The following is a 23,520-nucleotide window of genomic DNA, read 5'->3' as shown; positions in this document are numbered from 1 at the left end:
TCGGCTACCCGACGTGCGGGCGGGCCACGTCATCGATCGGTCGGAGTTAGTGTTCCGTATCAGGAAGTTTCATGTCAGGGAGAGTGCCGTGCAGGTACGACTGTCCGCCTCGTGGACCGATCCGGGTGGTATGCGGTGGGCTCCGGGCGACACGATCGACGTCGATGCGGTCACTCTCGCCGAACTTGAGGAGCAGGGCATGGTGGAAGAGCCTGAAGGTCAGGGGGGCGGGTCGGGGGAGACCACGACCACCTCGTCGAGCACGTCCACGTCCACGACCGCTAAGCCGACCGATCCGAAGAAGATCGGCCCGGGGCCGGGCGCGCCGCCGGCCGACGACAACGGCAACTGATCGGCCGGATGAGGCCGGCGGACCCGTGGGGGTCTGCCGGCCTCACCCGTTGCCGGGGGCGTCCTCGGGTGGTGTGCGGGTCAGCGGTCGTTCATGCCGGCGCGGCGGCGCAGTGCGGCCACGTCGGTCACCACGATCCGGCGACCTTCGGTACGCAGCCAACCACGGCTGGCGAAGGAGCCGATCGCCTGGTTGACGCTCTGCCGGGAACCGCCGGCCATCTCGGCCAGCTGGCTCTGGTTGAGCTCGATCGTGATCATCGGCGCCTGGCTCTCGCCGGCCAACCGGACCAGCGTCTTGGCCACCCGACCGGGCAGGTCGAGGAAGACGTGGTCGGCGTTCTGCTCGGTGAGCCGGCGGATCAGCCCGCCCAGCGAGCGCATCACCGCGTCCAGGATGCGGGGGTTGGAGTGCACCAGCTCCATGAACGCGCCCCGCGAGAGCGCGAGCGCCGCGCAGTCCTCAATGGCCTCGGCCGAGGCGGACCGGGTGGACGCGTCGAGCAGGGAGACCTCGCCGAGCACGTCCGGTGGACGGATCACCGACAGCACGGCCCGCTCGCCGGTGGGTGCGGTGCGAAAGACGGCCACCGCGCCGCGGCGCAGCACGATCAGCGACTCGCCCGGGTCGTTCTCCACGAAGAGCAGCTGGCCCTTGCGGTAGGTGCGCGGGACGGCGGCGGCGATGACGCGCTGCCGCACCTCGGGCTCCAGGCCGGCGAACATCTCGACACCCGTGAGCGCGTCACCCGGCTCCGGCAGGCGCATCTCCACGGCCCAACCCCTCCCCGGTCATGGACCACAAACTCGCTCACCGGGTGAACCTCATGGCCCTGACAAGGTGAACTGACACCGATTCGGCGTCCGGTAGCGGTACACATCAGATCATGACGGTCCGGTCGCTTGCTGTACACCCCTCGAAGCACTTCCGTGACCGTCGCGAGCTGCTGCGTACCGTTGGCTGAGGTGCCGGACCGGCCCGCCGCCAGCGTCGGGGCAGGCCCCCGCCGGGCACGGCCGCGCGGCGGTGGGCGAGGATGGCCGGAATGGTCTACCGCTACTTCTACGACTGCGAGTTCATCGAGGACGGCACAACCGTCGACCTCGTCTCGATCGGTGTCGTCGACGAGTACGGCCGTGAGTTCTACGCGGTCTCCACCGAGTTCGACGATTCCCGCGCCGTGCCCTGGGTCCGGCGCAACGTGCTGGACAAGCTGCCCTCCCCGGCGGACCGGGCCTGGCGCTCACGCGAGCGCATCCGCGACGACCTGTACGACTTCCTGGTCGAGCCGATCCGGGACCGGCCGGGGGAGCAGCTGGAGCTGTGGGCCTGGTTCGCCGCGTACGACCACGTGGTGCTCGCCCAGCTCTGGGGTGCGATGCCGGCGCTGCCCCGGGAGATTCCCCGCTACACCAAGGAGCTGCGGCAGCTCTGGGACGACCGTGGTCGGCCGTCCCTGCCGGACGCGGACGCGGCCCGGCACGACGCGCTGGTCGACGCCCGGCACAATCTGGCCCGCTGGCGGGCGATGACAGCTGGCGGGCGCTGACGAACCGTTGAGTGGCGGTCGTACTGTCGTAGGTTTGACCGGTTCTGTCCCGGGCATCGGTTCGACCAGCCGAGCCGAGGGAGTGTGCCATGAGCAACCAGCCGACCAGCGCCGCCGAGGCCCGCGCCCGGGTGACCGAGCTGGCCCGGGCCGCGCGGATCTGCATGCTCACCACGATCGCTCTGGACGGGCGGCAGGTGAGCCGGCCGATGGGGCTCCAGGAGGTCGAGTTCGACGGCGATCTGTGGTTCTTCGCCTCCGCCGACTCGGCCAAGGTCCGCCAGCTCCGGGTGAACCCGGAGGTCAACGTCGCCTTCTCCGACCAGAAGCACCACGCCTGGGTGTCGATCTCCGGCACCGCCACCGAAGGGCTCGATCGCGCCCGTGCCGAGCAACTGTGGAACCCGCTGCTCAAGGCGTGGTTTCCCGGTGGGCTGGACACCCCCGGCCTCACGTTGATCAAGGTGCACGCCAGCTCGGCCGAGTACTGGGACTCGCCGAGCAGCGCCGTGGTCAACCTGCTCGGCTACGCGAAGGCCGCGGTCACCGGCCAGCCGCCCAGTGTCGGCGAGAACAACGAGGTCACCTTCTGAGCGGCGATCGTGGGCCCTCGCCCGGGGCGCGCTGTCGCCGTACCAGCGGGCCGACTACAGTGCGCAGTGACGGCCCGCCCCGGGCCGGCAACGGCGCCGATGGTCTGACCTGACACATATCCTGGGGCAAATCGGGCTTTACCTGATGCTCCAGGAGGATGAGCGGATCATGCGTATCGGCGTGCTCACCGGCGGCGGCGACTGCCCCGGTCTCAACGCGGTCATCCGGGCGGTGGTCCGCAAGGGCGTCGCCACTTACGGTCACGAGTTCGTGGGCTTCCGGGACGGCTGGAAGGGCCCGCTGGAGGGCCTGTCCCGGCCCCTGGGCATCGCTGACGTCCGTGGCATCCTGCCCCGTGGCGGCACCATCCTCGGCTCGTCCCGTACCAACCCGTTCAAGATCGAGAACGGCGTCGAGCGGATCAAGGACAACCTCGCCGAGCAGGGCGTGGACGCGCTGATCGCGATCGGCGGCGAGGACACCCTCGGCGTGGCCACCAAGCTCTTCGAGCTGGGCGTGCACGTGGTCGGCGTGCCGAAGACGATCGACAACGACCTCGGCGCCACCGACTACACCTTCGGCTTCGACACCGCGGTCAACATCGCGATGGAGGCCATCGACCGCCTGCACACCACCGCGGAGAGCCACCACCGCACCCTGGTCGTCGAGGTGATGGGCCGGCACGCCGGCTGGATCGCCCTGCACGCCGGCCTGGCCGGCGGCGCCAACGTGATCCTGCTGCCGGAGCGGCAGTTCGACGTCGACCAGGTGGCCGGCTACGTCGAGAAGCGCTTCCAGCACCAGTACGCCCCGATCGTGGTTGTCGCCGAGGGCGCCCAGCCGCTGGACGGCCAGATGGTCCTCGCCAACCAGGAGCTGGACTCGTTCGGCCACGTCCGCCTCGGCGGCATCGGCCAGTGGCTCGCCGAGCAGCTGGAGGCCAAGACCGGCAAGGAGGCCCGCACCGTGGTGCTGGGCCACATCCAGCGCGGTGGCACCCCGACCGCCTTCGACCGGGTGCTCGCCACCCGCCTGGGCCTGCAGGCCATCGACGCGGTCAACGACGGCGACTGGGGCAAGATGGTCGCGATGCAGAGCACGGACATCGTCCGGGTGCCGCTGGCCGAGGCCACCCGCGAGCTGAAGACCGTGCCGCTGGAGCGGTACGCCGAGGCCGAGGTCTTCTTCGGCAGCTGATCGACGGTCGGCGGCGCGGCGGGCCTGCGGGTCCGCCGCGCCGCGACCCGACGCGAGGAGGTACGGGCGACATGTCAGCCGGGGTGCACACGGTCGCGGTGATCGGTGCGGGCAAGATCGGTGAGCTGATGCTCTCCGGGCTGCTGCGCTCGGGATGGCCGGTGGACCGGCTGCTGGCCACCGCCCGCCGTCCGGCCCGCGCCGAGGAGTTGACCGCCCGCTACGGCGTACGGGTCGTCGACAACCTGACGGCGGTGGACGAGGCGGCGGTGCTCGCGGTTTCGGTGAAGCCGCAGGACGCCGCCGCTCTGCTCGACGAGATCGGCCCGAAGGTGCCGGCGGACAAGCTCGTCATCTCGCTCTGCGCCGGTCTGCCCACCAGCTTCTTCAACCGCAGGCTGCCCGATGGCACCCCGGTGGTCCGGGTGATGACCAACACCCCGGCGCTGGTCGACGAGGCGATGACGGCGATCTCGGCGGGCGCGTACGCCACCGGGACGCACCTGGCGTTGGCCGAGGAGATGTTCAAGCCGCTCGGGCAGACGATCCGGGTGCCGGAATCGCAGCAGGACGCGGTCACCGCGCTCTCCGGCTCCGGCCCGGCCTACTTCTACCTGCTCGTCGAAGCCATGATCGACGCGGGGATCCTGCTCGGGCTGCCCCGGCAGGTGGCGCACGAGCTGATCGTGCAGACCGCGATCGGTTCCGCGGTGATGCTGCGCGACTCCGGCGAGCACCCGGTCAAGCTGCGCGAGGCGGTCACCTCACCGGCCGGCACCACCATCTCCGCGATCCGTGAGCTGGAGAAGCACGGCGTACGCGCGGCGTTGCTCGCCGCGCTGGAGGCTGCCCGGGATCGCGCCCGCGAGCTGGCGGCCCAGGCCGACTGACCGTTCCGGGCGCCTCGCGGGGCTGCGCGTGCCGCATACTGGCCCCGTGTTCACACTTGCCCAGGCCCGGCACCTGGTGGCCACCCTGCAGCCGCGCGTCGACGAGCTGATCCGGGTCCGGGCCGACCTGACCGAGCTGCGCGCCGACCTGGCCGACCACGGCGTGAGCGCGCTCGGCGGGCTGGCCGAGGTGAAGGGGTTGGAGGCCCGGCTGCACGCCGTCGTCGACGAGCTGCACCAGCACGACATCCAGGTCAAGGGCATCGCCCCGGTGCTGCTCGACTTCCCCGGCGAGCGGGCCGGCCGCGCCGTGCTCTGGTGCTGGCTGGAGGGCGACTCCGACGTGCGCTGGTACCACCGGGCCGAGTGCGGCTTCGCCGGCCGCCGGCCGCTCTGACGCGGCGCCTGGGCTATCGACCGCTCTGACGCCGCACCTGGGCTGCCGACCGGCGGCCTAACCCGCGGCGGAGTCCGGCAGCATCGGGCCGGCGGCCTCGGTCACCGCGAAGACCACCACGTTGTCCCGGTAGTGCCCGCTGCGCCGGTCGAAGTCACCCCCGCAGGTGACCAGGCGTAACTCCGCACCCGGCGTCGGCCCGTACACCGCTTCCGTGGGAAAGCGGTCCTTGCGGGTCCGCAGCGACCCGGTCACCCGGAACGACAGCCGCTGCCCGCCGCGCCACACCTCCACCCGATCACCGGGGCGCAGCTCACCGAGCCGGGCGAACACGGCCGGGCCGCGCCGCGAGTCCAGGTGCCCGGCGAGCACGGCCGGGCCGGTGTCGCCGGGGGCCGGACCACCCCCGTACCAGCCGGCGGCGTCGAAGTCGGTCGGCGGGATCAGCGCACCAGCGCGGTCCAGGCCCAACACGGTGAGCGCGGAGTCGACACCGATGCGGGCTACGCGTACCCGGGTGGGTGGACCCTGCGGCACGGGCGCCGCGGCCACGGACGGGCAGTCGTCGGTGCAGCCGGGGTGCCAGCTCGCCATCGGCGGCGCCGAGCCGGGCGACGGGCCGCTGATGGCCAGCCCGACCCCGGTGCCGGCGGCCAGGCAGACTGCCGCGCCGGCCGCGACCAGCGCGGCCAGCGGCACCCGCCGGTCGCGGTGCCGCCGGATCGACGCGTCGGCCCCGGTGTTCACCAGGTGGTGCGCCGCCGTCGGCGCCAGAGCAGCAGGGTCACCGCGACGGCCACCGCGGCCAACCCGCCGGCCACCAGGGGGTACGCGCCGAACCCGGCCCGGGCGGTGCCGCCGGCGCCGGTGTCCACCCCGCCGGCAGGGACGACGATGCCGCCCTTTGCGTCGCGGCGCAGCTCAGCGGTCAGCCCGCCCTGTTTCGCATCGAGCACCAGCAGTGAGTAGACCGCGCCGCCGGTGAGCCGCACCTCGGCGTCGGCGCTCGGCCCGGCGGCACCGGTGAGCCGCAGCCGAAAACTGCCCGGCTCGACCTGCTGGTATTCGGTCGTGGTCGCGAACTGCACGCCGTTGGCGATCGTCGGGCCGTCGGCGGCGGCCACGTCCAGCATCGGGGTACGCACGGAAGCCTGCACGACCCGCACCTTCGCGTGGCCCTGAGCGGGCGCGCTGAGGTCATCGTTGATCACCCGCAGCCCCAGGTCCGCGTGCCGACCGACGCCGGCCACCGTGTAGGCGTCACCGCTGGTCACCGCGACCTCGGTGGTGAGCACCGGGGGATCGCTGGCGGGAGCGCCGGCCTCGCGCATCGCCACCGCGTAGCGACCGGGTGCCAGCTTCAGATAGTCGGAGACCACGCCGTAGGCGACCCCGTCGAAGACCATGGGCTTGGCGGCGCCCGGCGCGGCGAGGTAGACGTCGACGGCCGGGGTGTCCGGGGAGAGGTGGGCGAGCCGGACGTATCCGACGGTGTCCACAGCGGTCGCGGCGCTGGCCGGCACAGGCGTGCCGGCGGCGGCGAGGGCGGTGCTGAGCAGGAGCGCGCCGGAGCCGGCCAGCAGCCGGCGAGGCGCGGTACGGAGCGTGTGCATGTCGCCTCCGGAAGCACGTTCAGTAAGCGGGCGGCAACCCAGAGAACAGGGTCCCGTTTACAGGACTCCAGCGCAAGTTGCCGAAAGGATGTTTTTCAATGGCCCTCCACCCCGGGTCTGCCGCTGACGGGGCCGACGTCGACCGTCGTGCTCCCTTATCCTCGGTCGATGCGGGATCGCCGGGTGGCGCTGATGTGGGCGGCGTTCGTCGTCGTCGCGCTGGTGTCCTGTGTGCTCGTCCTCCGGCGTCCGGATCGCCTCTCCGACCTGCACATCTACTACGGCGCACTGTCCGACCTGCACAGTGGTCGACCGCTGTACGAGTACGCGGCGGGCAACGGCGGACCGTTCACCTACCCGCCGTTCGCCGCCCTCGTACTGGGACCGATCACCGTCGTGAGCGAGGGCGTACTGCAGGGGATCTGGCTGGTCGCGACCTGCGCGGCCGTCGTCGCCATCGCCGGGGCCGTCGGTGTCGCGCTGACCACCCGGCAGTCCCGGCGGCCGCTCGTCGTGGCGGTGGCGGCGACCGTGCTGATGCTCTCCGCGCCGGTGCAGAGCAACCTGCGCTTCGGCCAGGTCAGCATCTTCATCGTGCTGATGGCCCTGCTGGACGGGATGGGCGCCGTCCCACCCCGGCTGCGCGGGGTGCTGGTCGGGGTCGCCGCGGCGATCAAGCTGACCCCACTGCTGTTCGTGGTCTACTTCCTCGCCACGGGCCGCTACCGCGATGCCGGCCGGGCGGTCGCGACGTTCGTGGCCTGCGCGGGTCTCGCCGCGATCGTGTTGCCGGGCGAGAGCTGGACCTACTGGAGCGAGGCGGTGCGGCAGACCTCGCGGATCGGCAACCTGGCCTCGCTGGGCAACCAGTCCGTGCACGGGATGCTGCTGCGCGTCGGCGTCGACGAGTCGGCGCTGCCCCTGCTCTGGGCAGGCCTGGTAGCACTCATCTGCGCGGCGGCGCTGCTGCGGGCCCGGCACCTGGCGTCCGGGGGCCGCCCGAGGCACGCGGCCGTGCTGGTCGGCTGCGCCACCGTCGCCGCGTCCCCGGTGTCCTGGACCCACCACCAGGTGTGGCCGGTGCTCGCGGCGATGCTGCTGATCGGCGCGTCCGGCGTCACCCAGCGGGCCGCTGGCGCGGCGCTGCTCGCCGCCATGATCGTCTCGTTGGGTGCGGTCCTCAGCCCGGTGTCGATGCGGCCGGGCGTGCAGTTCCTCTTCGAGAACGCCCGCGCCGTCGGGGTGTGCCTGCTGTGTCTGGCCGGCTTCGGTGGTGTCGCGGTCGCCGCCGCTCGCACCAACCGAAGGCCGGCGGCCGGGAGGGGCTGGCTGCGGGTGGGCGTCACGGCCACGGTGGCGGTCGCCTTCTTCGCCGTGCAGCCGTTGCCCGCCGGAGCGGACCCGACCTTCAAGGCGTACGCCCTCGACGACGTGGCCAACCCGCGATACTTCTTCGTCTGCCGTGGCCCGGTCGAATGCGCCGCCTACGGCACCGACGCGCCGGTCACCTTCGGCACCCGGGCCGAGAAGACCAAGGTCCGGGTCAACGGCGTGGTCTCCCCGCAGGTGGCGAGGCTGGAATACTTCTCCGCCCCGGGCGGGGCACCTCGGGTGATCCCCCTGCTCGACGCCTACCCGGGGACGAGGACGTTCTCGTTCCGCTCGGCGAACATGGCCCAGGGCCGACTCCTCGCGTACACCGCGGACGGTCAGCCGATCGCCAGCTACGACGAGGAACTCGCCGCCGCCCTCCGCACCACCACCCGGTAGGCGATCGCGGGGAGGGCGGCGGCGTCGCTCAGCGGGTCGCGGCCGCCAGCGCGGCGCGCAGCTTCTCGGTGTCGCCCTGGGCCGGGTGCGACCAGTCCGTCGGGTCGGCGGAGTAGAGCGTGCCGTACGCGGGGGTGTCCGGCTGGTAGCGCCATCCGTCGGCCAGCGACCCCGCGTCGACCGCGTCGTAGCCGATCCGGTCGAGGAACGCCGTCACCTCGGCCTTCGCGGCGGCGTCGTCACCGGCGATCGCGAGGGCGCTGCGGTCCGTCGCCCCGGACGGTCGCGGCAGCGCGGCCAGGTGCGCGAAGTAGATGTTGTTGAAGACCTTGACCACCCGGGCCTCCGGCAGGTGCTGCTGGAGCAGCTCGCTGCTGGTGATCTCGCCGGCGTCCAGTTCCGGGAAGGCCCCGTCGCGCTGCGGGTAGTAGTTGTTGGTGTCGATCACGACCTTGCCGGCCAGCGGCTCCACGGGCACCGCCCGGTAGGCCTTCAGCGGCACGCTGACCACCACCAGGTCACCCACGTGCGCCGCGTCCTGGGCCGTGCCGGCGCTGGCGTGCTCGCCCAGCTCGTCGGCGAGGTCCTTCAGCGTCTCCGGCCCACGCGAGTTGCTCAGCACCACCTCGTAGCCGGCGTCCACCGCCAGCCGGGCCAACGTGCCGCCGATGTTGCCGCTGCCGATCAGTCCCACAGTTGTCATGTTGGTCCCCAACTCCGCCCACCAGCGACGCATTCCTGACTGGAGCGGTGGGTTGTTCCGGTTGCCGCGCTGTCGACCGGCTGCGCCGAGAGTCCGCCCTGCACAACGTACTGCTCACGCTGGTCGCCAGTCGGCTCTCCGAGGACATGCCACTCTCCGGTGACGAGCAGTTCGCCCTGCGCCGTCGACCCGACAAGATCACGCGCCGTCGACCCAGCAGGATCGTGCTCGATCCAGGATGTAGTGGCCTCCGGGAGGCCGGGAGACCACTACATCCGTGTTCGAGCGCGATCAAGGCGGGGCGGGGCGGCGCGGGGCGGCCCGGGGCGCGAGTCAGGCCGGGGTGGGTAGGGCCTTCTCGATCGCGGCGCGTAGGTCGTCGGCGTCGGGCTCGACCGTTGGGGCGAAGCGGGCGGCGATGCTGCCGTCCGGGGCCACCAGGAACTTCTCGAAGTTCCACCGGACGTCCCCGGTGTGCCCGTCGGCGTCCGGGGTCTCCACGAGCGCGGCGTAGAGCGGGTGCCGGTCCGGACCGTTGACGTCGACCTTCTCGGTCAGCGGGAAGGTGACCCCGTAGTTGACCTGGCAGAAGTCGCTGATCTCGGCGGCGCTGCCCGGCTCCTGCCCGGCGAACTGGTTGCAGGGCACGCCGAGCACCACCAGGCCGCGGTCGGCGTAGGAGTCCGCGAGCGTCTGGAGGCCGGCGTACTGCGGGGTGAGGCCGCAGCGGGAGGCCACGTTGACGACCAGGAGCGCCTTCCCGCGGTAGCGGGCCAGGTCGGCGGGGCCGCCGTTGAGGGCGTCGATCGGGATGTCGAAGACGGTCATGGCCCGAGGCTACGCGCCGGCCGGGCGAGGCCCCGGGGGCGGGCGGAGCAGGGGCACTCCACGCACCAGGAGAAATCGAAACATGCACATCTTGACTAAGTGATGACGCCGTGAGTACCGTCTCACCATCTCTTTTGGAAAGTTTCCTAACAGTTCGGGAGACGCCTCATGAAAAGATCGCTCCGCCGGGCCCTCTGGGCCGGTGCCGTGGTCGCCGTGACCGTCGCAGCGGTGCCGATGACCACCGCGTTCGGCGCCGGCAGTGTCACCACCACGTTCACCAGGGCACAGGACTGGGGGACCGGTCACGAGACGAAGGTGACCGTCACCAACGGGTCCAGTGCCACCGTCAGCACCTGGCGCATCGAGTTCGACCTGCCGTCGGGCACCACCATCAGCAGCGCCTGGGACGCCGACGTGACCAGCAGCGGCAACCACTACGTCGCGGTCAAGAAGAGCTGGGCCGGCGGCCTCGCCCCGGGTGCCTCGTTCAGTTGGGGTTACAACGGCACCGGCGCCTTCAAGGCCCCGCTGAACTGCACCGTCAACGGCGCACCCTGCGGCGGCGGCACCCCCACCAGCCCGCCGACCACGACCCCGCCACCGACCACCACCCCGCCGACCACGGCACCGCCGACCACGGCGCCGCCCACCACGCCACCGCCGACCACCAACCCGCCGAACCCGGGCGGCAAGAAGGTCGTCGGTTACTTCGCCGAGTGGGGCGTCTACGGGCGCAACTACCACGTCAAGAACATCCAGACCAGCGGCTCCGCGGCCAAGCTGACCCACATCCTGTACGCCTTCGGCAACACCACCGGTGGCCGCTGCGCCATCGGTGACAGCTACGCCGACTACGAGAAGGCGTACACGGCGGCGGACAGCGTGGACGGCGTCGCCGACACGTGGGACCAGCCGCTGCGGGGCAGCTTCAACCAGCTGCGCAAGCTCAAGCAGCTGAACCCGCACCTCAAGGTGATCTGGTCGTTCGGCGGCTGGACCTGGTCCGGCGGCTTCACCCAGGCCGCGCAGAACCCGGCCGCCTTTGCCGAGAGCTGCTACAACCTCGTCGAGGACCCGCGCTGGGCCGACGTCTTCGATGGCATCGACGTCGACTGGGAGTACCCCAACGCCTGCGGCCTGACCTGTGACAGCAGCGGCCCCAACGCGTTCAAGAACGTGATCAGCGCCCTGCGGTCGAGGTTCGGCTCCAGCGCCCTGGTCACCGCCGCGATCACCGCGGACGGCAGCAACGGCGGCAAGATCGACGCCGCCGACTATGCCGGTGCCATCGGCAACCTCAACTGGCTGATGCCGATGACCTACGACTACTTCGGCGCCTTCGCCGCCCAGGGGCCGACGGCACCGCACTCCCCGCTCACCTCGTACACCGGCATCCCGCAGCAGGGCTTCAACTCCGATGCGGCGATCCAGAAGCTCAAGAGCAAGGGCGTCCCGGCCAACAAGTTGCTGCTCGGCATCGGCTTCTACGGCCGGGGCTGGACCGGGGTCACGCAGGCCGCCCCGGGCGGCAGCGCCACCGGCGCGGCGCCGGGCACCTACGAGGCGGGCATCGAGGACTACAAGGTCCTCAAGAACACCTGCCCGGCCACCGGCACGGTCGGCGGCACCGCGTACGCCAAGTGCGGCAGCAACTGGTGGAGCTACGACACCCCGTCGACCATCAACGGCAAGATGCAGTACGCGAACAACCAGGGCCTCGGTGGCGCGTTCTTCTGGGAGCTCTCCGGTGACACCAGCAACGGCGAGCTCATTGGCGCCATCAAGGGCGGTCTCGGCTGAGCCGAGGGCCGACGCACCACCCACACGGCGGGGAGGGGCGCGCACCGTCCCTCCCCGCCCGTGACAACCGGCCTGGTCGACGCCCAGCGTCGGCCGGGCCGCTGTCGTTGGGCCGGGCCGGCTCGATGTGGCAGACTCGCGGCTCGGCAGGTCTCGATCTCACCGTCGACGGAGGTGGTCATGCGCCCGACCCACCGCAAGCTGGCGGCAACGGCCGCCGGGCTGGTGCTGCTGCCGGTCACCCTGGTCGGCTGTGGGATCGGCGGCGGTGCCAAGGACGAGCCGCCCGCCAAGCCCGCGCGAGCCCCCGCCGAGGAGGCCGCCGCCCGCTCCCGCGAGCGCGTGCAGGCGTACCTCGACGCGATGGCCGCCAAGGACGTCGCCGCTGGCCGCAGCCAGCTCTGCGCTCTCCTGCACGACGGCTTCGACCTGGGTGCGACCGGCCCCAACGGCGACTTCGCCGATCACTTCCAGGTGCCTGAGGCGGCCATCACCGACATCCGGTCCGGTCCGCTCGGGCAGGAGGTCAGCGTCTCGGTCTCGGTCACCGCCGGCAAGCGCACCGTCGCCCGGCCGCTGGTGTTCACCGTCACCCGCGACGGAAGCGACTGGTGCATCGCCGGGGAGGCGCCAGGCGGCCCGGCCGCCAGCCCGACGCCGACCGGTGTCGTTCCCTCTCCCGCGGCCTGACCAGCGCCCGGCGGATTGATCTCCCAACTGCCGGAACCGTCCCCCTCGCCGCCCGGGCACCCCGACCGTCGCCGTAGGCTTCCTGTCATGCGCCATGAGTGGCATCAGCTGAGCCATCCTCCGGTGGGCAGCCCGGGCCTGCAGACCAGCCGACCGACCGTCGACTCCGCCGAGGACGCCGCGCTCGGCCTGGACCGATGGCGGGAGCTGCCCCGCGAGCAGGTCCCGCCGTGGTCCGACCCGGCGGCCGTCGCCGAGGTCTGCAAGGTCCTCGACACCGTGCCGTCGGTCGTCGCGCCCTACGAGGTGGATCAGCTCCGGCAGAAGCTCGCCCTGGTCTGCGAGGGCAAGGCGTTCCTGCTCCAGGGCGGTGACTGCGCCGAGACGTTCGCCGACAACACCGAGAGCCACCTGCTGGCCAACGCCCGCACCCTGCTGCAGATGGCGATCGTGCTCACCTACGGTGCGTCGCTGCCGGTGGTCAAGGTCGCCCGGGTCGCCGGGCAGTACACCAAGCCCCGCTCGCTGCCCACCGACGCGCGCGGCCTGCCCGCCTACCGCGGCGACATGATCAACTCGCTGGAGGCCGATCCGGCCGCCCGGATCGCCGACCCACGACGCATGATCCGGGCGTACGCCAACTCGGCGGCGGCGATGAACATGCTCCGGGCGTACCTCGCCGGAGGGCTCGCCGACCTGCACGCCGTGCACGACTGGAACAAGGGCTTCGTGAAGAACTCCCCGGCTGGGGAGCGCTACGAGGCGATCGCCCGCGAGATCGACCGGGCGCTGGCCTTCATCCGGGCCTGCGGGATGACCGACGACGAGGCGCTGCGCACCGTCACCCTCTACTGCTCCCACGAGGCACTCGCCCTGGAGTACGACCGGGCACTCACCCGGGTCTCCGACCGTCGGGCGTACGGGCTCTCCGGGCACTTCCTCTGGATCGGCGAGCGCACCCGGCAGATCAGCGGTGCGCACATCGACTTCATCTCCCGGATCGCCAACCCGATCGGCGTCAAGCTCGGCCCGACCACCTCCCCGGACGAGGCGATCGAGCTGTGCGAGAAGCTGAACCCGGACAACATCCCCGGCCGGCTCACCCTGATCAGCCGGATGGGCAACCACCGGGTGCGCGACGCCCTGCCGCCGATCGTCGCCAAGGTCACCGCCGCCGGCGCCAAGGTGGTCTGGCAGTGCGACCCGATGCACGGCAACACGCACGAGTCGTCCAACGGCTACAAGACCCGGCACTTCGACCGCATCGTCGACGAGGTGCTCGGCTACTTCGAGGTACACCGAGGGCTGGACACCCACCCCGGTGGCCTGCACGTCGAATTGACCGGCGAGGACGTCACCGAGTGCCTCGGCGGCGCCCAGGGCATCGAGGATCTCGACCTGCCCGACCGGTACGAAACCGCCTGCGACCCGCGACTCAACACCCAGCAGTCGTTGGAGCTGGCCTTCCTAGTAGCCGAGATGCTTCGTGGCTGAGCTGGTGAGCCCCGCACTCGGCAGCCGAGAGGATCATTGTGGCTGACCTGTTCGTGGACCTGCGCTCCGACACGGTGACCCGACCCACCGCCGGGATGCGGGAGGCGATGGCCACCGCCGAGGTCGGTGACGACGTCTACGGCGAGGACCCGACCGTCAACGCGCTGGAGGCCGAGGTCGCGGCGCTGTTCGGGCACGAGGCGGCGCTCTTCGCCCCGAGCGGGTCGATGGCCAACCAGATCGCCCTGCAATTGCTGGTGTCGCCCGGCGACGAGCTGCTCTGCGACGCCGACGCGCACGTGGTCACGTACGAGATCGGTGCCGCTGCCGCGTACGGCGGGATCTCCTCGCGGACCTGGCCTGCGGTCGGCGCGGACATCGACCCGGAGGCGGTGGCCGCGATGATCCGTCCGGACGGCTACTTCGCCGTCCCGACCCGCGCGATCGCCGTCGAGCAGACCCACAATCGCGGCGGCGGCGGGGTGATTCCGCTGTCCACCCTGCAGAAGCTGCGCGGGGTCGCCGACGACGCGGGCGTCGCGCTGCACTGCGACGGCGCCCGGATCTGGCACGCGCACGTTGCCGACGGGGTCCCCCTGATCGAGTACGGCCGGCTCTTCGACACCATGTCGGTGTGCCTCTCCAAGGGCCTCGGCGCGCCGGTCGGCTCGCTGGTGGTGGGCAGCGCGGAGAAGATCGAACGAGCCCGGATGATCCGTAAGAGGATGGGCGGTGGCATGCGTCAGGCCGGCATCCTCGCCGCCGCCGGCCGGTACGCGCTCGCGCACCACGTCGACCGGCTGGCCGACGACCACGCCCGGGCAGCCCGGCTCGCCGAGGCGGTCGCGCCGTTCGGTGTGCTCGCCACCGGGGCCCGCACCAACCTGGTCGCGCTGGACCTCACGAAGCACGCCCTGGACGCGCGTGCCCTGGCCGCCGCCGCGCGGGCCGAGGGCGTGCTGATCTCGGTGCTCGGCCCCCGGAGCGCCCGCCTGGTCACCCACCTGGGTCTCAACGACGCGGACATCGACCGCGCCGTCGCAGCCCTGCCCCGCATCCTCGCCGCGGCCTGACCTCAGCTCCGCGGCCCCGCGTTTCGGCGATCAAGAGGTTCGCGTCAGATCCCGGTCCCCCGGACGACGCGAACCTCTTGATGAAGGCGGTGGGTCAGGAGGATGGGGACAGCCGGGTGAGGGTGGCGATGTCGGCGGCGTGGCCGATGTGCTTCTCGCTCGGGGTTTCCACGACGATCGGGACGCCCGCGGTGGCCGGGTGGGCCATCAGCTCGGCGAAGGCGGGCTCACCGATGGTGCCCTTGCCGATGTTCTCGTGCCGGTCCCGGGTGGAGCCGCGCAGATCCTTCGAGTCGTTGGCGTGGATCAGCCGCAGCCGGTCCGCACCCACCGTGGCCACCAGGGTGTCCAGGGTCGCCGTCATGCCGCCCTCGGCCGCCAGGTCGTGGCCGGCGGCCCAGGCATGGCAGGTGTCGAAGCAGACCCCGAGCATGGGGTGCCGGTCCACCGCGTCCAGGTAGGGCCCGAGCTGCTCCACCCGGGAGGCGAGTGACCGGCCACCGCCCGCGCTCGGCTCGACCAGCAACATCGGCCCACCGGCGTCGGCGGCCCAGTCCAGCAGCGGCAGCAGTTCCCGGCGGACCTGGCGCATCGCCTCCTCGGCGTACCCCTCGTCCACCGAACTTCCCGCGTGGAACACCACCGCCTGAGCGCCGATCGCCACGCCCCGACGAAGCGCGTGCGCCAGCGTCTGCGTCGACTTCTCGACCGTCGCCGGGGTGGGCGACCCGAGGTTGACCAGCAACGCGGCGTGGATGAACGCCGGAATGCCCCGTTCGGCGCAGCCGTCGCGGAACAGGGCGTCCTGTTCGGGGTCGCCAGCGGGCAGGGCCCAGCCCCGCGAGTTGGAGACGTAGACCTGCACCACCTGGGCGCCGGTCGTGTCGGCGTACGGCAGGGCGGCCTTGGCCAGCCCACCGGAGGCCGGAGTGTGGGCGCCCACCGGGCGCGAGTGGACCGTCGGCATCAGAAGCATGTGATGACGACCTGGGTGCCCGGCGGCACCGGTGAATTCTCGCCCGGGGCCTGGATCCGGGCCACGGCGTTCGGGTTGACCGCGACCGTCACCGGGAAGCCCTGGCTCTCCAACACCTGCTTGGCCTGTGGGCAGGGCAGGTCGATCACCCGGGGCACGACGACCAGCGCCGGGCCCTTGCTGACGTCCAGCTTGACCTGGGTGCCCTTCTCCACGCCGGCACCGTCGGCCGGGCTCTGGCCGAGCACCTCGTCCCTGGGCTTGTCGGAATCCTTGTAGGTCTCCACCAGCACCAGGTTGAGCTGGGCCAGGGCGGTCCTGGCGTCGTTCAGGCTCTTACCGACCAGGTTCGGCACCGTCACGGGCGCCCGGCCCTTGCTCAGGATGAGGGTGATCTTCGCACCCGGTTTGACCTCGGCGCCCACCTTGGGAGAGCTGTCCAGCACGACCCCGGCGGGCAGGGTGTCGTCATAGCGGGCGGCTCCCTTGGCCACCACCAGCTTCACGTTGGTCAGGTCCGCCTCGGCAAGCTCGAACTCCTTGCCGATCACGTCCGGCACGGGGAAACGCTCCGGGCCGAGCGAGAGGGTCAGGGTGATCGTGCCACCCTTGACGATCTTGCTGGTGGACGTCGGGCTCTGCCCCAGCACGCTGTCCTTCGGGGCGGCCTCGTCGAAACGCGGCTCACCGTACTTCAGGACCAGCCCGGCGCGATCGGCCTGCGCCTGCGCATCGGCCTTGCTCAGGCTCACCAACTGCGGAGCGGTCGTGTAGCGGCCGGCGCCGAACCACCAACCCCCGACGGCGGCCACCAGACCCAGCACCACCACCACGGCCGCGACGGCCAGCCGGCCGCGCGGATTGTTCAACACCGTGGTGCGCAGCGCGGCGAGCCGGGCCCCCAGACCCTCCGCCGGCTCCGGGGCGGCCCGACGTCGACCAGGCCCCTGGCTGCCGCCGCCCTCGGGGAGCCGCGCCCAGGCCGGGCGGTCGGTCGGGCGGACCGTCGCGACCATCATGGTCGGCTGGGAGAGCGACGCGTCGTCGGTCACCGGGCGGAGCACGGCGGTACGGGTGTTGGCGTCGCCCAGGCGATCCCGGGCAACCTGCACCTCGGCCAGCAGTGCGCTGGCGTCGGCGGGCCGCGCGTCGGGATCGCGTCGAGTGGCCCGCTGCACCAGGTCGTCGAGGACCGGCGGCAGGCCGGGCACCAGCGTCGAGGGTGCCGGCACGTCCCGGTCGACGTGCTGCCAGGCGACGTCCACCGGGCGGTCCGCGTCGTACGGCACGCGGCCGGTGAGCATCTCGAACAGCACGATGCCGGCGGAGTAGACGTCGGTGCGCGGATCGGCCCGGCCCTCGGTGACCAGCTCCGGGGCGACGTACGCCACGGTGGCCATCAGCTGGTTGCCCTGCTCCTCGTCGGCGCTCGCCTCGACCGCCCGCGCCAGCCCGAAGTCGGCCACCTTGACGACGCTGTCGACCAGGTTGGCGACACCGCGGGTGGGTGCCTCGGCGACCAGAACGTTCTCCGGCTTGACGTCGCGATGGACGAGACCGGCCCGGTGCGCGGCGGCGATCGCGGCGAGCATCTGCTCGGCGATGGCCAGCGCCTCGTCCGGGTTGAGCCGGCGGCGCTCGGCCAGCACGTCACGCAGGGTGCGGCCGCGGACATACTCCATCACCAGGTACGGCAGACCGGCGTGAGTGCCCTGGTCGTAGACCGCCACCACGTTCGGGTGGGTCAGCCGGGCGATGGTCTTCGCCTCGTCGGTGAACCGGGCCACGAAGTTGGCGATCCGGGCCCGAGCCTCGGGGGCCTGGGTCGGATGAATGATCTTGACAGCGACGGTGCGCTCGAGGCGTTCGTCGGTGGCGGTGTACACGGTCGCCATGCCACCACGGGCCACGCGACCGCGAATGCGGTAGCGCCCGTCGATCAGCGAGCCCAGCAACGTGTCGGCGACCTGTGTGTCCATCGGCAGGGAGTCTATGTGTCCAGAGGGTGAAGGTTGAACAGGATGCTACAGCCGGACGCCAAACTGGTCCGTCCCGCCGCGCTCGCTGCCCCTCGTCCGCTGGTCAGCGGCGCTCACGAGAGTGGGCTCGGCTCGGTCGTCCGGGGGTGCCGGTGGCCCGTCTCGGCGGCGACGTGGCAGGGTGGTCGGGTGACCGAACCCGTACCCGACCAGGCCGTGCCCGGCCTGGAGCTCGCCGGACCCGCCGACCCGGCCGGCTGGCTGACCCTGCCCGACGTCGCCGAGCGCCTCGACGTGTCGATCAGCAAGGTGCACCAGATGATCCGTGACCGGGAGTTGCTGGCGGTCCGCCGCGACGGCGTCCGCCGAATCCCGGCGGACCTGGTTGCCAACCAGACGGTGCTCAAGCACCTGCCCGGCGTGCTCAACCTGCTCACCGACAACGGCTACGACGACGAGGCCGCCCTGCGCTGGCTGTACGAGCCGGACGACACCCTCCCCGGCGCCACCCCAGCCGCCGCCCTCTCCGGCGACCAGGCCCGCGAAGTGAAACGCCGAGCCCAGGCCCTGGGCTTCTAACCCCAGCCCCTGCCCGCGTTGATCATGAAGTTAGCGGCGCGACACGCCGAGGCGAAGGGCAACAACTTCATGATCAACCCGGGCGGGGGTGGGGCGCGGGGGGCCCGGAGGGGCCTGGGGGGGTTAGTCGGCTCGGCGGGTTGCGGCTATGGCCAGGTCTACCAGGGCTTGGCGGGCTTCGGTTTCCAGGTCGGCAGCGGTCAGGGCCGCCAGGGCGGCGTCGGTGAGGGTGACGATCCGCTGTTCGGTGCGGGCCAACGCCCCGCTCGCGGAGATCAGCTCGCGCAGCCGAGCCACCCCCTGCTCGTCCAGATCCGGGTCGCCGAGCCGGCTGAGCAGCAGCTCGCGGCCCGCGTCGTCGGTGGTCTCCACGGCTGCCGCCACCAGGTAGGTGCGCTTGCCCTCGCGCAGGTCGTCCCCGGCCGGCTTGCCGGTCAGCGCCGGGTCACCGAAGACACCCAGCACGTCGTCGCGGAGCTGGAACGCCTCGCCCAGCGGCAGCCCGTACGCCGAGTAGGCCGTCCGCACGTCGGCCGTCGCGTCGGCCAGCGCGGCGCCGAGCAGCATCGGACGCTCGACGGTGTACTTCGCGGACTTGTAGCGGGCGACCTTGCTGGCGCGTTCCACCGAGGTGTCCCCGGTGGCCTGGGTCAGCACGTCGAGGTACTGCCCGACGGTGACCTCGGTGCGCATCTCGTCGAAGACCGGCCGGGCGCGGGCCAGCGACCACAGGTCCAGTCCGGCGGAGTGCAGCAGCTCGTCGGACCAGACCAGGCAGAGGTCGCCGAGCAGGAGGGCCGCGGCGTCGCCGAAGCCGTCGGGGTCACCGCCCCAGCCGGCCTCCCGGTGCCGGGCGGCGAACCGCCGGTGCACCGCGGGCTCGCCACGGCGGGTGTCCGAGCGGTCCATCAGGTCGTCGTGGATCAGGGCACTGGCCTGCACGAACTCCAGCGCGGCCAGGGCGGTGAGCACCTGGTCGCCGTCCACCCCGCCCGCGCCCCGGAACCCCCAGTACGCGAATGCTGGACGTAGCCGCTTGCCGCCGCCGAGGACGAAAGCCTCGATCGCCTCGGCCACCGGGACCAGGGCCTCGTCCACGGCAGCGAGCCGGACCCGTTGGCTGGCCAGGAACTCGGTGAGGGCCTTGTCGACCCGCTGGCGCAGGCCGGCGCGGTCGACGGGGGACACGGGAGCAGCGTGGGTCACGCTCCGACGCTAGCGGGTCGCCGCGGCGCGCGCTCCACCGCCACGCGTAGTCCCGCCGGTGCGGCCGGGACCGGTTCGCCCGGCCGGTCGCGTGCCGGGCACCGCGGTGCGGCCCGGCCCGGTGGCTCGCGTCGATCCGGCGCGACGGCTGGCCGCGGCAGCCTCGGCGAGCGCCACCAGCGGCACGTCCAGGACGACGGCGAGCCAGCCGAGCCAGAACCCACCGGGCACCCGACGCTGTCGTTCCCACCGGGACACCTCGTGCCGGCTCAACGTCGGCACCCCGGCGGCGGCACACAACTCGGCGGCGGCACGCTGCTGGCTCCAGCCACGGGCCAGTCGGCACCGGGCCAGCAGCGGCCCGAGCTGCGCTGGGCGCGGCGATGCGGGCGGGGTCATGGGTCCTCCTGGCGGGCGTCGGTGTCGGTGACGACCCTCCCGCGCCCGACCGGACGGGACCGGCGTCACCGCGCGGTTGCTGACCCCCGCGCGGGGACCTCGGAGCCGCCCCCGCCGCCCCTCCCACGCCACCCATTCCTACCCCGGGGGTACGACGCCTTCCGCCCGCCGGACCCGGGCGCGCGGGTCGGTACCGCCCGCCGGGGTGGGAAGCTCCTGGGTCGCGGTGGCGTCGCCCGCTAGAGTCGGGTCGTGGCGCTCGGTCTTCCCTCGGTACTCCCCAATCCGCAGCCGGCGATCGGGGAGCTCATCCGTGAGCGCCAGCCGACCTTCTCGTTCGAGTTCTTCCCACCCAAGACCGAGGTGGGGGAGCGGCTGCTCTGGCAGGCCATCCGGGAGCTGGAGTCACTGCGCCCGTCGTTCGTGTCGATCACGTACGGCGCTGGCGGCTCGACCCGGGACACCACCGTGGCGGTGACCGAACGGATCGCCACCGACACCACCCTGCTGCCGATGGCCCACCTGACCGCGGTCAACCACTCCGTCGCCGAGCTGCGGCACGTGATCGGCCGGCTCGCCGGGGTGGGGGTGCGCAACGTGCTGGCCGTCCGCGGCGACCCGCCGGGCAACCCGGGCGGTGAGTGGATCCGCCACCCCGAGGGCGTGGACTACGCCGAGGACCTGGTCCGACTGGTACGCGACGCCGGCGATTTCAGCGTCGGCGTGGCGGCCTTCCCGTACAAGCACCCGCGCTCGCCCGACGTGGCCACTGACACCGCCCAGTTCGTCCGCAAGTGCCGTGCCGGTGCGGAGTTCGCGATCACGCAGATGTTCTTCGAGGCCGACGACTACCTGCGCCTGCGGGACCGGGTGGCGGCCGCCGGCTGCGACACCCCGATCCTGGCCGGCGTGATGCCGGTGACCCAGATCGGCACCATCGAGCGGTCCGTGCAGCTGTCCGGTGCGCCCTTCCCGCCGGCTCTGGCGGCCCGCTTCGAACGCGTCGCCGACGACCCGGAGGCCGTCCGCCGGCTCGGCATCGAGCAGGCCAGCGAGATGTGCCGCCGACTGCTCGACGAGGGTGTGCCGGGAATCCACTTCATCACCCTCAACCGGTCCACCGCGACCCGCGAGGTCTGGCAGAACCTGAAGGCCGGCGCGCGGTTGTGAATCCTGAGCCGGCGATACCTGATGCCCGGCACGACGGTTGATCAGTGGTGAGCACACAGCTGAACTGGGATCAGTACGCCACGGCGTGGGCGCGGTTGCACGGCGGGTTCGACCCTCGGGTCGCGGCGCCGGTGGTGCGCGCCTGGCTGCGGTTCGCGTACCACGTCGGGTATGTGCTGGGCCGGCTGCGGGTCAGCCCGACCGCGGTCACCGTGGTCGGGGTGCTGCTCTGCTTCTGCGTACCGTTGCTGGTGACCCAGCCGGGGGACGGGCCGTTCCTCGGCGCGTTGTTCGTCCTGCTCGCCGCCGTGGCGGACAGCGTGGACGGTGCGGTGGCGGTCGCCACCAGCCGCACCACCCGGCTCGGCTACGTCTACGACTCGGTCGCCGACCGGCTCGGTGAGGTGGCGTGGTTGCTGGCGTTCTGGCTGGTGGGCGCGCCGGGTGCGCTTGTCGTCGCGGGCGGCGCGCTGTCCTGGTTGCACGAGTACGTCCGAGCCCGGGCGGTCGCCGCCGGCATGCGCGACATCGGCGCGGTGACCGTGGGCGAACGTCCCACCCGGGTCTCGGTGGCGCTGGCCGGGTTGCTGGTCGCCGGGTTGGCCGGGCTGATCGAGCCGGACCTGGCCGCCGGCACCATCACCATGGCGACCGCGGTGTGGGTGCTGCTGGCCGGGTTCGGCCTGGGGCAACTGCTCTCCACCATCCGCCGCGCCCTGCTCGACGCCGACTGACCGACCGCGCCCTGCGCGACGCCGACTGAGCGGCGCTACCAGGCGGGGCCGATCTCGTCGGCGACGATCTGCGCGGAGAGAGTCACCATCGGTAGCCCGCCGCCCGGGTGGGTGGAGCCGCCCACCAGCCACAGCCCGTTCACCGGGCCCCGGTTGGCGGGGCGGAGCAGGCCACCGGCGGTGCCGTAGATCGAGCCACCGGGCGCACCGGTCGCCACGTCCAGGTCGGCCGGGGTGCGGATCTCCCGGAACAGCAGCCGGTCACGCACGTCCACACCGCGCCGCGCCAGCACGTCCAGGATCCGGTCGGCGTACGCGTCGGCCAGCCCCGGGCGTCGCCAGTCGACCGCCCCCGCTGCGGTGCCGTGGCGGGGTGCGTTGACCAGCACGAACCACGCCTCATGCCCGGCCGGGCGGACCATCGGGTCGTCGGCCACGGTGACGAACACCGTCGGGTCGGCCGCCGGCCGGGCCCGCACACCCCGCCCGGGGTCGCCGAAGACCGCGTCGAACTCCGCGTCGTAGTCGTCGGGGAAGAAGACGTTGTGGTGGGCCAGCCCGGTGCTGCCGGAGACGCCGAGCAGCAGCACGAAGCCGGCGAGGCTGCGGTCGGTCAGCCCGGCCAGCCGGCGCGGGTGCGGCAGCAGGTCACGGTAGACGGTGAGCGCGTCGGTGTTGGCCACCACCACGTCGGCGGGCACCGGCGCGGTGACGCCGGCGAGGCGTACCCCGTGCACTCGACCGCCGGTCGCGTCGATCCGGGTCACCGTGGCGTCGGTCTGCACGACCACGCCGAGGTCCAGGCAGCGGGTCAGCAGCGCGTCGGCGAGCGTGCCCAACCCGCCGCGCAGATACCAACCGCCGAAGGTCAGCTCGGCGTACGGGACCGCGACCAGCGCCGCCGGCGCCCGCCGCGGGTCGGCGCCGGTGTAGGTGGCGTACCGGTCCAGCAGCATCCGCAGCCGTGGGTCGGACAGGTGCCGGCGGCCCAACCCGCGCAGCGTGCGGCCCGGGGCGATGGCGGCCAGGTCACCGACCCGCCAGGCCAGCGACGCGAGATCGCGGGGGGAGTCGACGGTACGGCGCAGAATGTCCCGCTCGGAGGCGTGCCACACCCGTTCGGCCCGCCGCCACAGCCGCTGCCAGTCGGCCGCCGCCCGGTCACCGAAGGCGGCCCCGATCCGGGTGGCGAACTCCACCGGGTCGGCGCACGAGTCCAGTGTCGGCCCGCCGCCGGGGAAGACGTGCCGGACGATCGGGTCCAGTGGAACCAGGTCCAGGTACTCGTCGAGCTTCGCCCCGGTCGCCTCGAACAGGTCCTGGAAGACCTCGGGCAGAGTGAGCAGGCTCGGCCCGGTGTCGTAGTGGAACGACCCGGCCGGCGTGTCGTGCGCGTACCGGCCGAGCTTGCCACCGACCGTGTCGGCGCGTTCGAAGACGGTCACCTGGTGCCCGGTGGCGGCGAGCCGGGCGGCGGTGGCGAGGCCACCCACCCCGGCGCCGACGACCACGATCCGCGCCATC

General features: G+C 72.3%; 24 protein-coding genes. 14 read left to right on the top strand and 10 right to left on the bottom strand.

The features are described from left to right. Nucleotides 1-88: 88 nt before the first annotated feature. Nucleotides 89-352 carry a hypothetical protein gene (locus tag HNR20_RS05935; RefSeq protein ID WP_184177154.1) on the top strand — a complete coding sequence of 88 codons (264 nt, stop codon included), beginning with the start codon at nucleotides 89-91 and terminating at the stop codon, nucleotides 350-352. An 80-nt stretch (nucleotides 353-432) separates the two neighbouring features. Here HNR20_RS05935 and HNR20_RS05930 read toward each other — a convergent pair whose 3' ends face one another. Then, nucleotides 433-1,125: a Crp/Fnr family transcriptional regulator gene (locus HNR20_RS05930; protein WP_007463121.1), complete on the bottom strand. Its 693-nt coding sequence runs from the start codon at nucleotides 1,123-1,125 to the stop codon at nucleotides 433-435. Nucleotides 1,126-1,397: 272 nt separating this feature from the next. Here HNR20_RS05930 and HNR20_RS05925 point away from each other — a divergent pair, with 272 nt between their 5' ends. The 5 genes from HNR20_RS05925 to HNR20_RS05905 all read left to right on the top strand — a co-directional run bounded on the left by HNR20_RS05925 (nucleotide 1,398) and on the right by HNR20_RS05905 (nucleotide 4,979). Next, on the top strand, nucleotides 1,398-1,901 hold the full coding sequence (locus HNR20_RS05925) for a polyadenylate-specific 3'-exoribonuclease AS (protein WP_110564193.1): 504 nt from the start codon (nucleotides 1,398-1,400) through the stop codon (nucleotides 1,899-1,901). Between the two features lie 89 nt (nucleotides 1,902-1,990). Then, complete coding sequence (locus HNR20_RS05920) at nucleotides 1,991-2,494, top strand: pyridoxamine 5'-phosphate oxidase family protein (RefSeq protein WP_184177152.1); 504 nt, start codon at nucleotides 1,991-1,993, stop codon at nucleotides 2,492-2,494. A 169-nt stretch (nucleotides 2,495-2,663) separates the two neighbouring features. Beyond that, nucleotides 2,664-3,692 carry a 6-phosphofructokinase gene (locus HNR20_RS05915; protein ID WP_184188048.1) on the top strand — a complete coding sequence of 343 codons (1,029 nt, stop codon included), beginning with the start codon at nucleotides 2,664-2,666 and terminating at the stop codon, nucleotides 3,690-3,692. A 71-nt stretch (nucleotides 3,693-3,763) separates the two neighbouring features. Beyond that, the gene (gene proC, locus HNR20_RS05910) at nucleotides 3,764-4,582 is read left to right on the top strand and encodes a pyrroline-5-carboxylate reductase (RefSeq protein WP_184177150.1); all 819 of its coding nucleotides are present in this window, start codon (nucleotides 3,764-3,766) and stop codon (nucleotides 4,580-4,582) included. Nucleotides 4,583-4,628: 46 nt separating this feature from the next. Beyond that, nucleotides 4,629-4,979 (top strand): DUF2203 domain-containing protein, encoded by a 351-nt coding sequence (locus HNR20_RS05905; protein ID WP_184177148.1) that lies wholly within the window; start codon nucleotides 4,629-4,631, stop codon nucleotides 4,977-4,979. A 57-nt stretch (nucleotides 4,980-5,036) separates the two neighbouring features. Here HNR20_RS05905 and HNR20_RS05900 read toward each other — a convergent pair whose 3' ends face one another. Both HNR20_RS05900 and HNR20_RS05895 read right to left on the bottom strand, forming a co-directional pair. After that, the gene (locus tag HNR20_RS05900; RefSeq protein ID WP_229687199.1) at nucleotides 5,037-5,726 is read right to left on the bottom strand and encodes a class F sortase; all 690 of its coding nucleotides are present in this window, start codon (nucleotides 5,724-5,726) and stop codon (nucleotides 5,037-5,039) included. Further along, nucleotides 5,723-6,592, bottom strand: a complete 870-nt coding sequence (locus HNR20_RS05895) for a DUF4397 domain-containing protein (protein WP_184177146.1) — start codon at nucleotides 6,590-6,592, stop codon at nucleotides 5,723-5,725. Before HNR20_RS05895 ends, HNR20_RS05900 begins: the two co-directional genes overlap by 4 nt. A 168-nt stretch (nucleotides 6,593-6,760) precedes the next feature. Between HNR20_RS05895 and HNR20_RS05890 the strand changes: the two genes are divergently transcribed. Continuing rightward, the gene (locus tag HNR20_RS05890; RefSeq protein WP_184177144.1) at nucleotides 6,761-8,362 is read left to right on the top strand and encodes a glycosyltransferase 87 family protein; all 1,602 of its coding nucleotides are present in this window, start codon (nucleotides 6,761-6,763) and stop codon (nucleotides 8,360-8,362) included. Nucleotides 8,363-8,390: 28 nt separating this feature from the next. On the opposite strand, the gene HNR20_RS05885 is transcribed toward HNR20_RS05890, so the two are convergent. After that, nucleotides 8,391-9,065, bottom strand: coding sequence for an NADPH-dependent F420 reductase (locus tag HNR20_RS05885; protein ID WP_184177142.1), 675 nt, complete (start codon nucleotides 9,063-9,065; stop codon nucleotides 8,391-8,393). Nucleotides 9,066-9,398: 333 nt separating this feature from the next. After that, nucleotides 9,399-9,893 (bottom strand): glutathione peroxidase, encoded by a 495-nt coding sequence (locus tag HNR20_RS05880; RefSeq protein ID WP_184177140.1) that lies wholly within the window; start codon nucleotides 9,891-9,893, stop codon nucleotides 9,399-9,401. 168 nt (nucleotides 9,894-10,061) lie between these two features. Here HNR20_RS05880 and HNR20_RS05875 point away from each other — a divergent pair, with 168 nt between their 5' ends. The 4 genes from HNR20_RS05875 (at nucleotide 10,062) to HNR20_RS05860 (ending at nucleotide 14,953) form a co-directional block, all read left to right on the top strand. Beyond that, nucleotides 10,062-11,696, top strand: coding sequence for a glycosyl hydrolase family 18 protein (locus tag HNR20_RS05875; RefSeq protein WP_184177138.1), 1,635 nt, complete (start codon nucleotides 10,062-10,064; stop codon nucleotides 11,694-11,696). A 180-nt stretch (nucleotides 11,697-11,876) separates the two neighbouring features. Beyond that, a complete protein-coding gene (locus HNR20_RS05870; protein ID WP_184177137.1) occupies nucleotides 11,877-12,386 on the top strand; it encodes a nuclear transport factor 2 family protein in 510 nt (169 codons plus the stop codon). Between the two features lie 87 nt (nucleotides 12,387-12,473). Continuing rightward, nucleotides 12,474-13,880, top strand: coding sequence for a class II 3-deoxy-7-phosphoheptulonate synthase (locus HNR20_RS05865; protein ID WP_184177135.1), 1,407 nt, complete (start codon nucleotides 12,474-12,476; stop codon nucleotides 13,878-13,880). 38 nt (nucleotides 13,881-13,918) lie between these two features. Further along, on the top strand, nucleotides 13,919-14,953 hold the full coding sequence (locus HNR20_RS05860; RefSeq protein WP_184177133.1) for a threonine aldolase family protein: 1,035 nt from the start codon (nucleotides 13,919-13,921) through the stop codon (nucleotides 14,951-14,953). Between the two features lie 94 nt (nucleotides 14,954-15,047). On the opposite strand, the gene HNR20_RS05855 is transcribed toward HNR20_RS05860, so the two are convergent. Together HNR20_RS05855 and pknB are read right to left on the bottom strand one after the other, a co-directional pair. Then, the gene (locus HNR20_RS05855) at nucleotides 15,048-15,920 is read right to left on the bottom strand and encodes a deoxyribonuclease IV (RefSeq protein WP_184177131.1); all 873 of its coding nucleotides are present in this window, start codon (nucleotides 15,918-15,920) and stop codon (nucleotides 15,048-15,050) included. Continuing rightward, entirely contained in the window at nucleotides 15,920-17,908 is a 1,989-nt protein-coding gene (pknB, locus tag HNR20_RS05850; RefSeq protein WP_184177129.1) for a Stk1 family PASTA domain-containing Ser/Thr kinase, read from the bottom strand. Before pknB ends, HNR20_RS05855 begins: the two co-directional genes overlap by 1 nt. A gap of 189 nt (nucleotides 17,909-18,097) precedes the next feature. On the opposite strand from pknB, the gene HNR20_RS05845 reads away from it, so the two are divergent. Beyond that, nucleotides 18,098-18,487 (top strand): Rv2175c family DNA-binding protein, encoded by a 390-nt coding sequence (locus tag HNR20_RS05845; RefSeq protein WP_307813257.1) that lies wholly within the window; start codon nucleotides 18,098-18,100, stop codon nucleotides 18,485-18,487. Nucleotides 18,488-18,610: 123 nt separating this feature from the next. Here the strand turns inward: HNR20_RS05845 and HNR20_RS05840 are convergent, their stop codons facing one another. Both HNR20_RS05840 and HNR20_RS05835 read right to left on the bottom strand, forming a co-directional pair. After that, nucleotides 18,611-19,693 carry a polyprenyl synthetase family protein gene (locus HNR20_RS05840; protein ID WP_184177127.1) on the bottom strand — a complete coding sequence of 361 codons (1,083 nt, stop codon included), beginning with the start codon at nucleotides 19,691-19,693 and terminating at the stop codon, nucleotides 18,611-18,613. A 9-nt stretch (nucleotides 19,694-19,702) separates the two neighbouring features. Continuing rightward, nucleotides 19,703-20,092, bottom strand: coding sequence for a helix-turn-helix domain-containing protein (locus HNR20_RS05835; protein WP_184177125.1), 390 nt, complete (start codon nucleotides 20,090-20,092; stop codon nucleotides 19,703-19,705). Between the two features lie 252 nt (nucleotides 20,093-20,344). Between HNR20_RS05835 and metF the strand changes: the two genes are divergently transcribed. Continuing rightward, the gene (gene metF / locus HNR20_RS05830) at nucleotides 20,345-21,262 is read left to right on the top strand and encodes a methylenetetrahydrofolate reductase [NAD(P)H] (RefSeq protein WP_184177123.1); all 918 of its coding nucleotides are present in this window, start codon (nucleotides 20,345-20,347) and stop codon (nucleotides 21,260-21,262) included. Between the two features lie 44 nt (nucleotides 21,263-21,306). After that, entirely contained in the window at nucleotides 21,307-21,996 is a 690-nt protein-coding gene (locus HNR20_RS05825; protein ID WP_184177121.1) for a CDP-alcohol phosphatidyltransferase family protein, read from the top strand. 35 nt (nucleotides 21,997-22,031) lie between these two features. Here HNR20_RS05825 and HNR20_RS05820 read toward each other — a convergent pair whose 3' ends face one another. Continuing rightward, nucleotides 22,032-23,519: a phytoene desaturase family protein gene (locus HNR20_RS05820; RefSeq protein WP_184177119.1), complete on the bottom strand. Its 1,488-nt coding sequence runs from the start codon at nucleotides 23,517-23,519 to the stop codon at nucleotides 22,032-22,034. Nucleotide 23,520 lies beyond the last annotated feature (1 nt).

The sequence above is a fragment of the Micromonospora parathelypteridis genome (assembly GCF_014201145.1).
GTDB classification, from domain to species: Bacteria; Actinomycetota; Actinomycetes; order Mycobacteriales; family Micromonosporaceae; genus Micromonospora; species Micromonospora parathelypteridis.
Note: the sequence above shows the minus strand (reverse complement) of the source record. Positions and strands in the feature narration are given on the sequence as shown.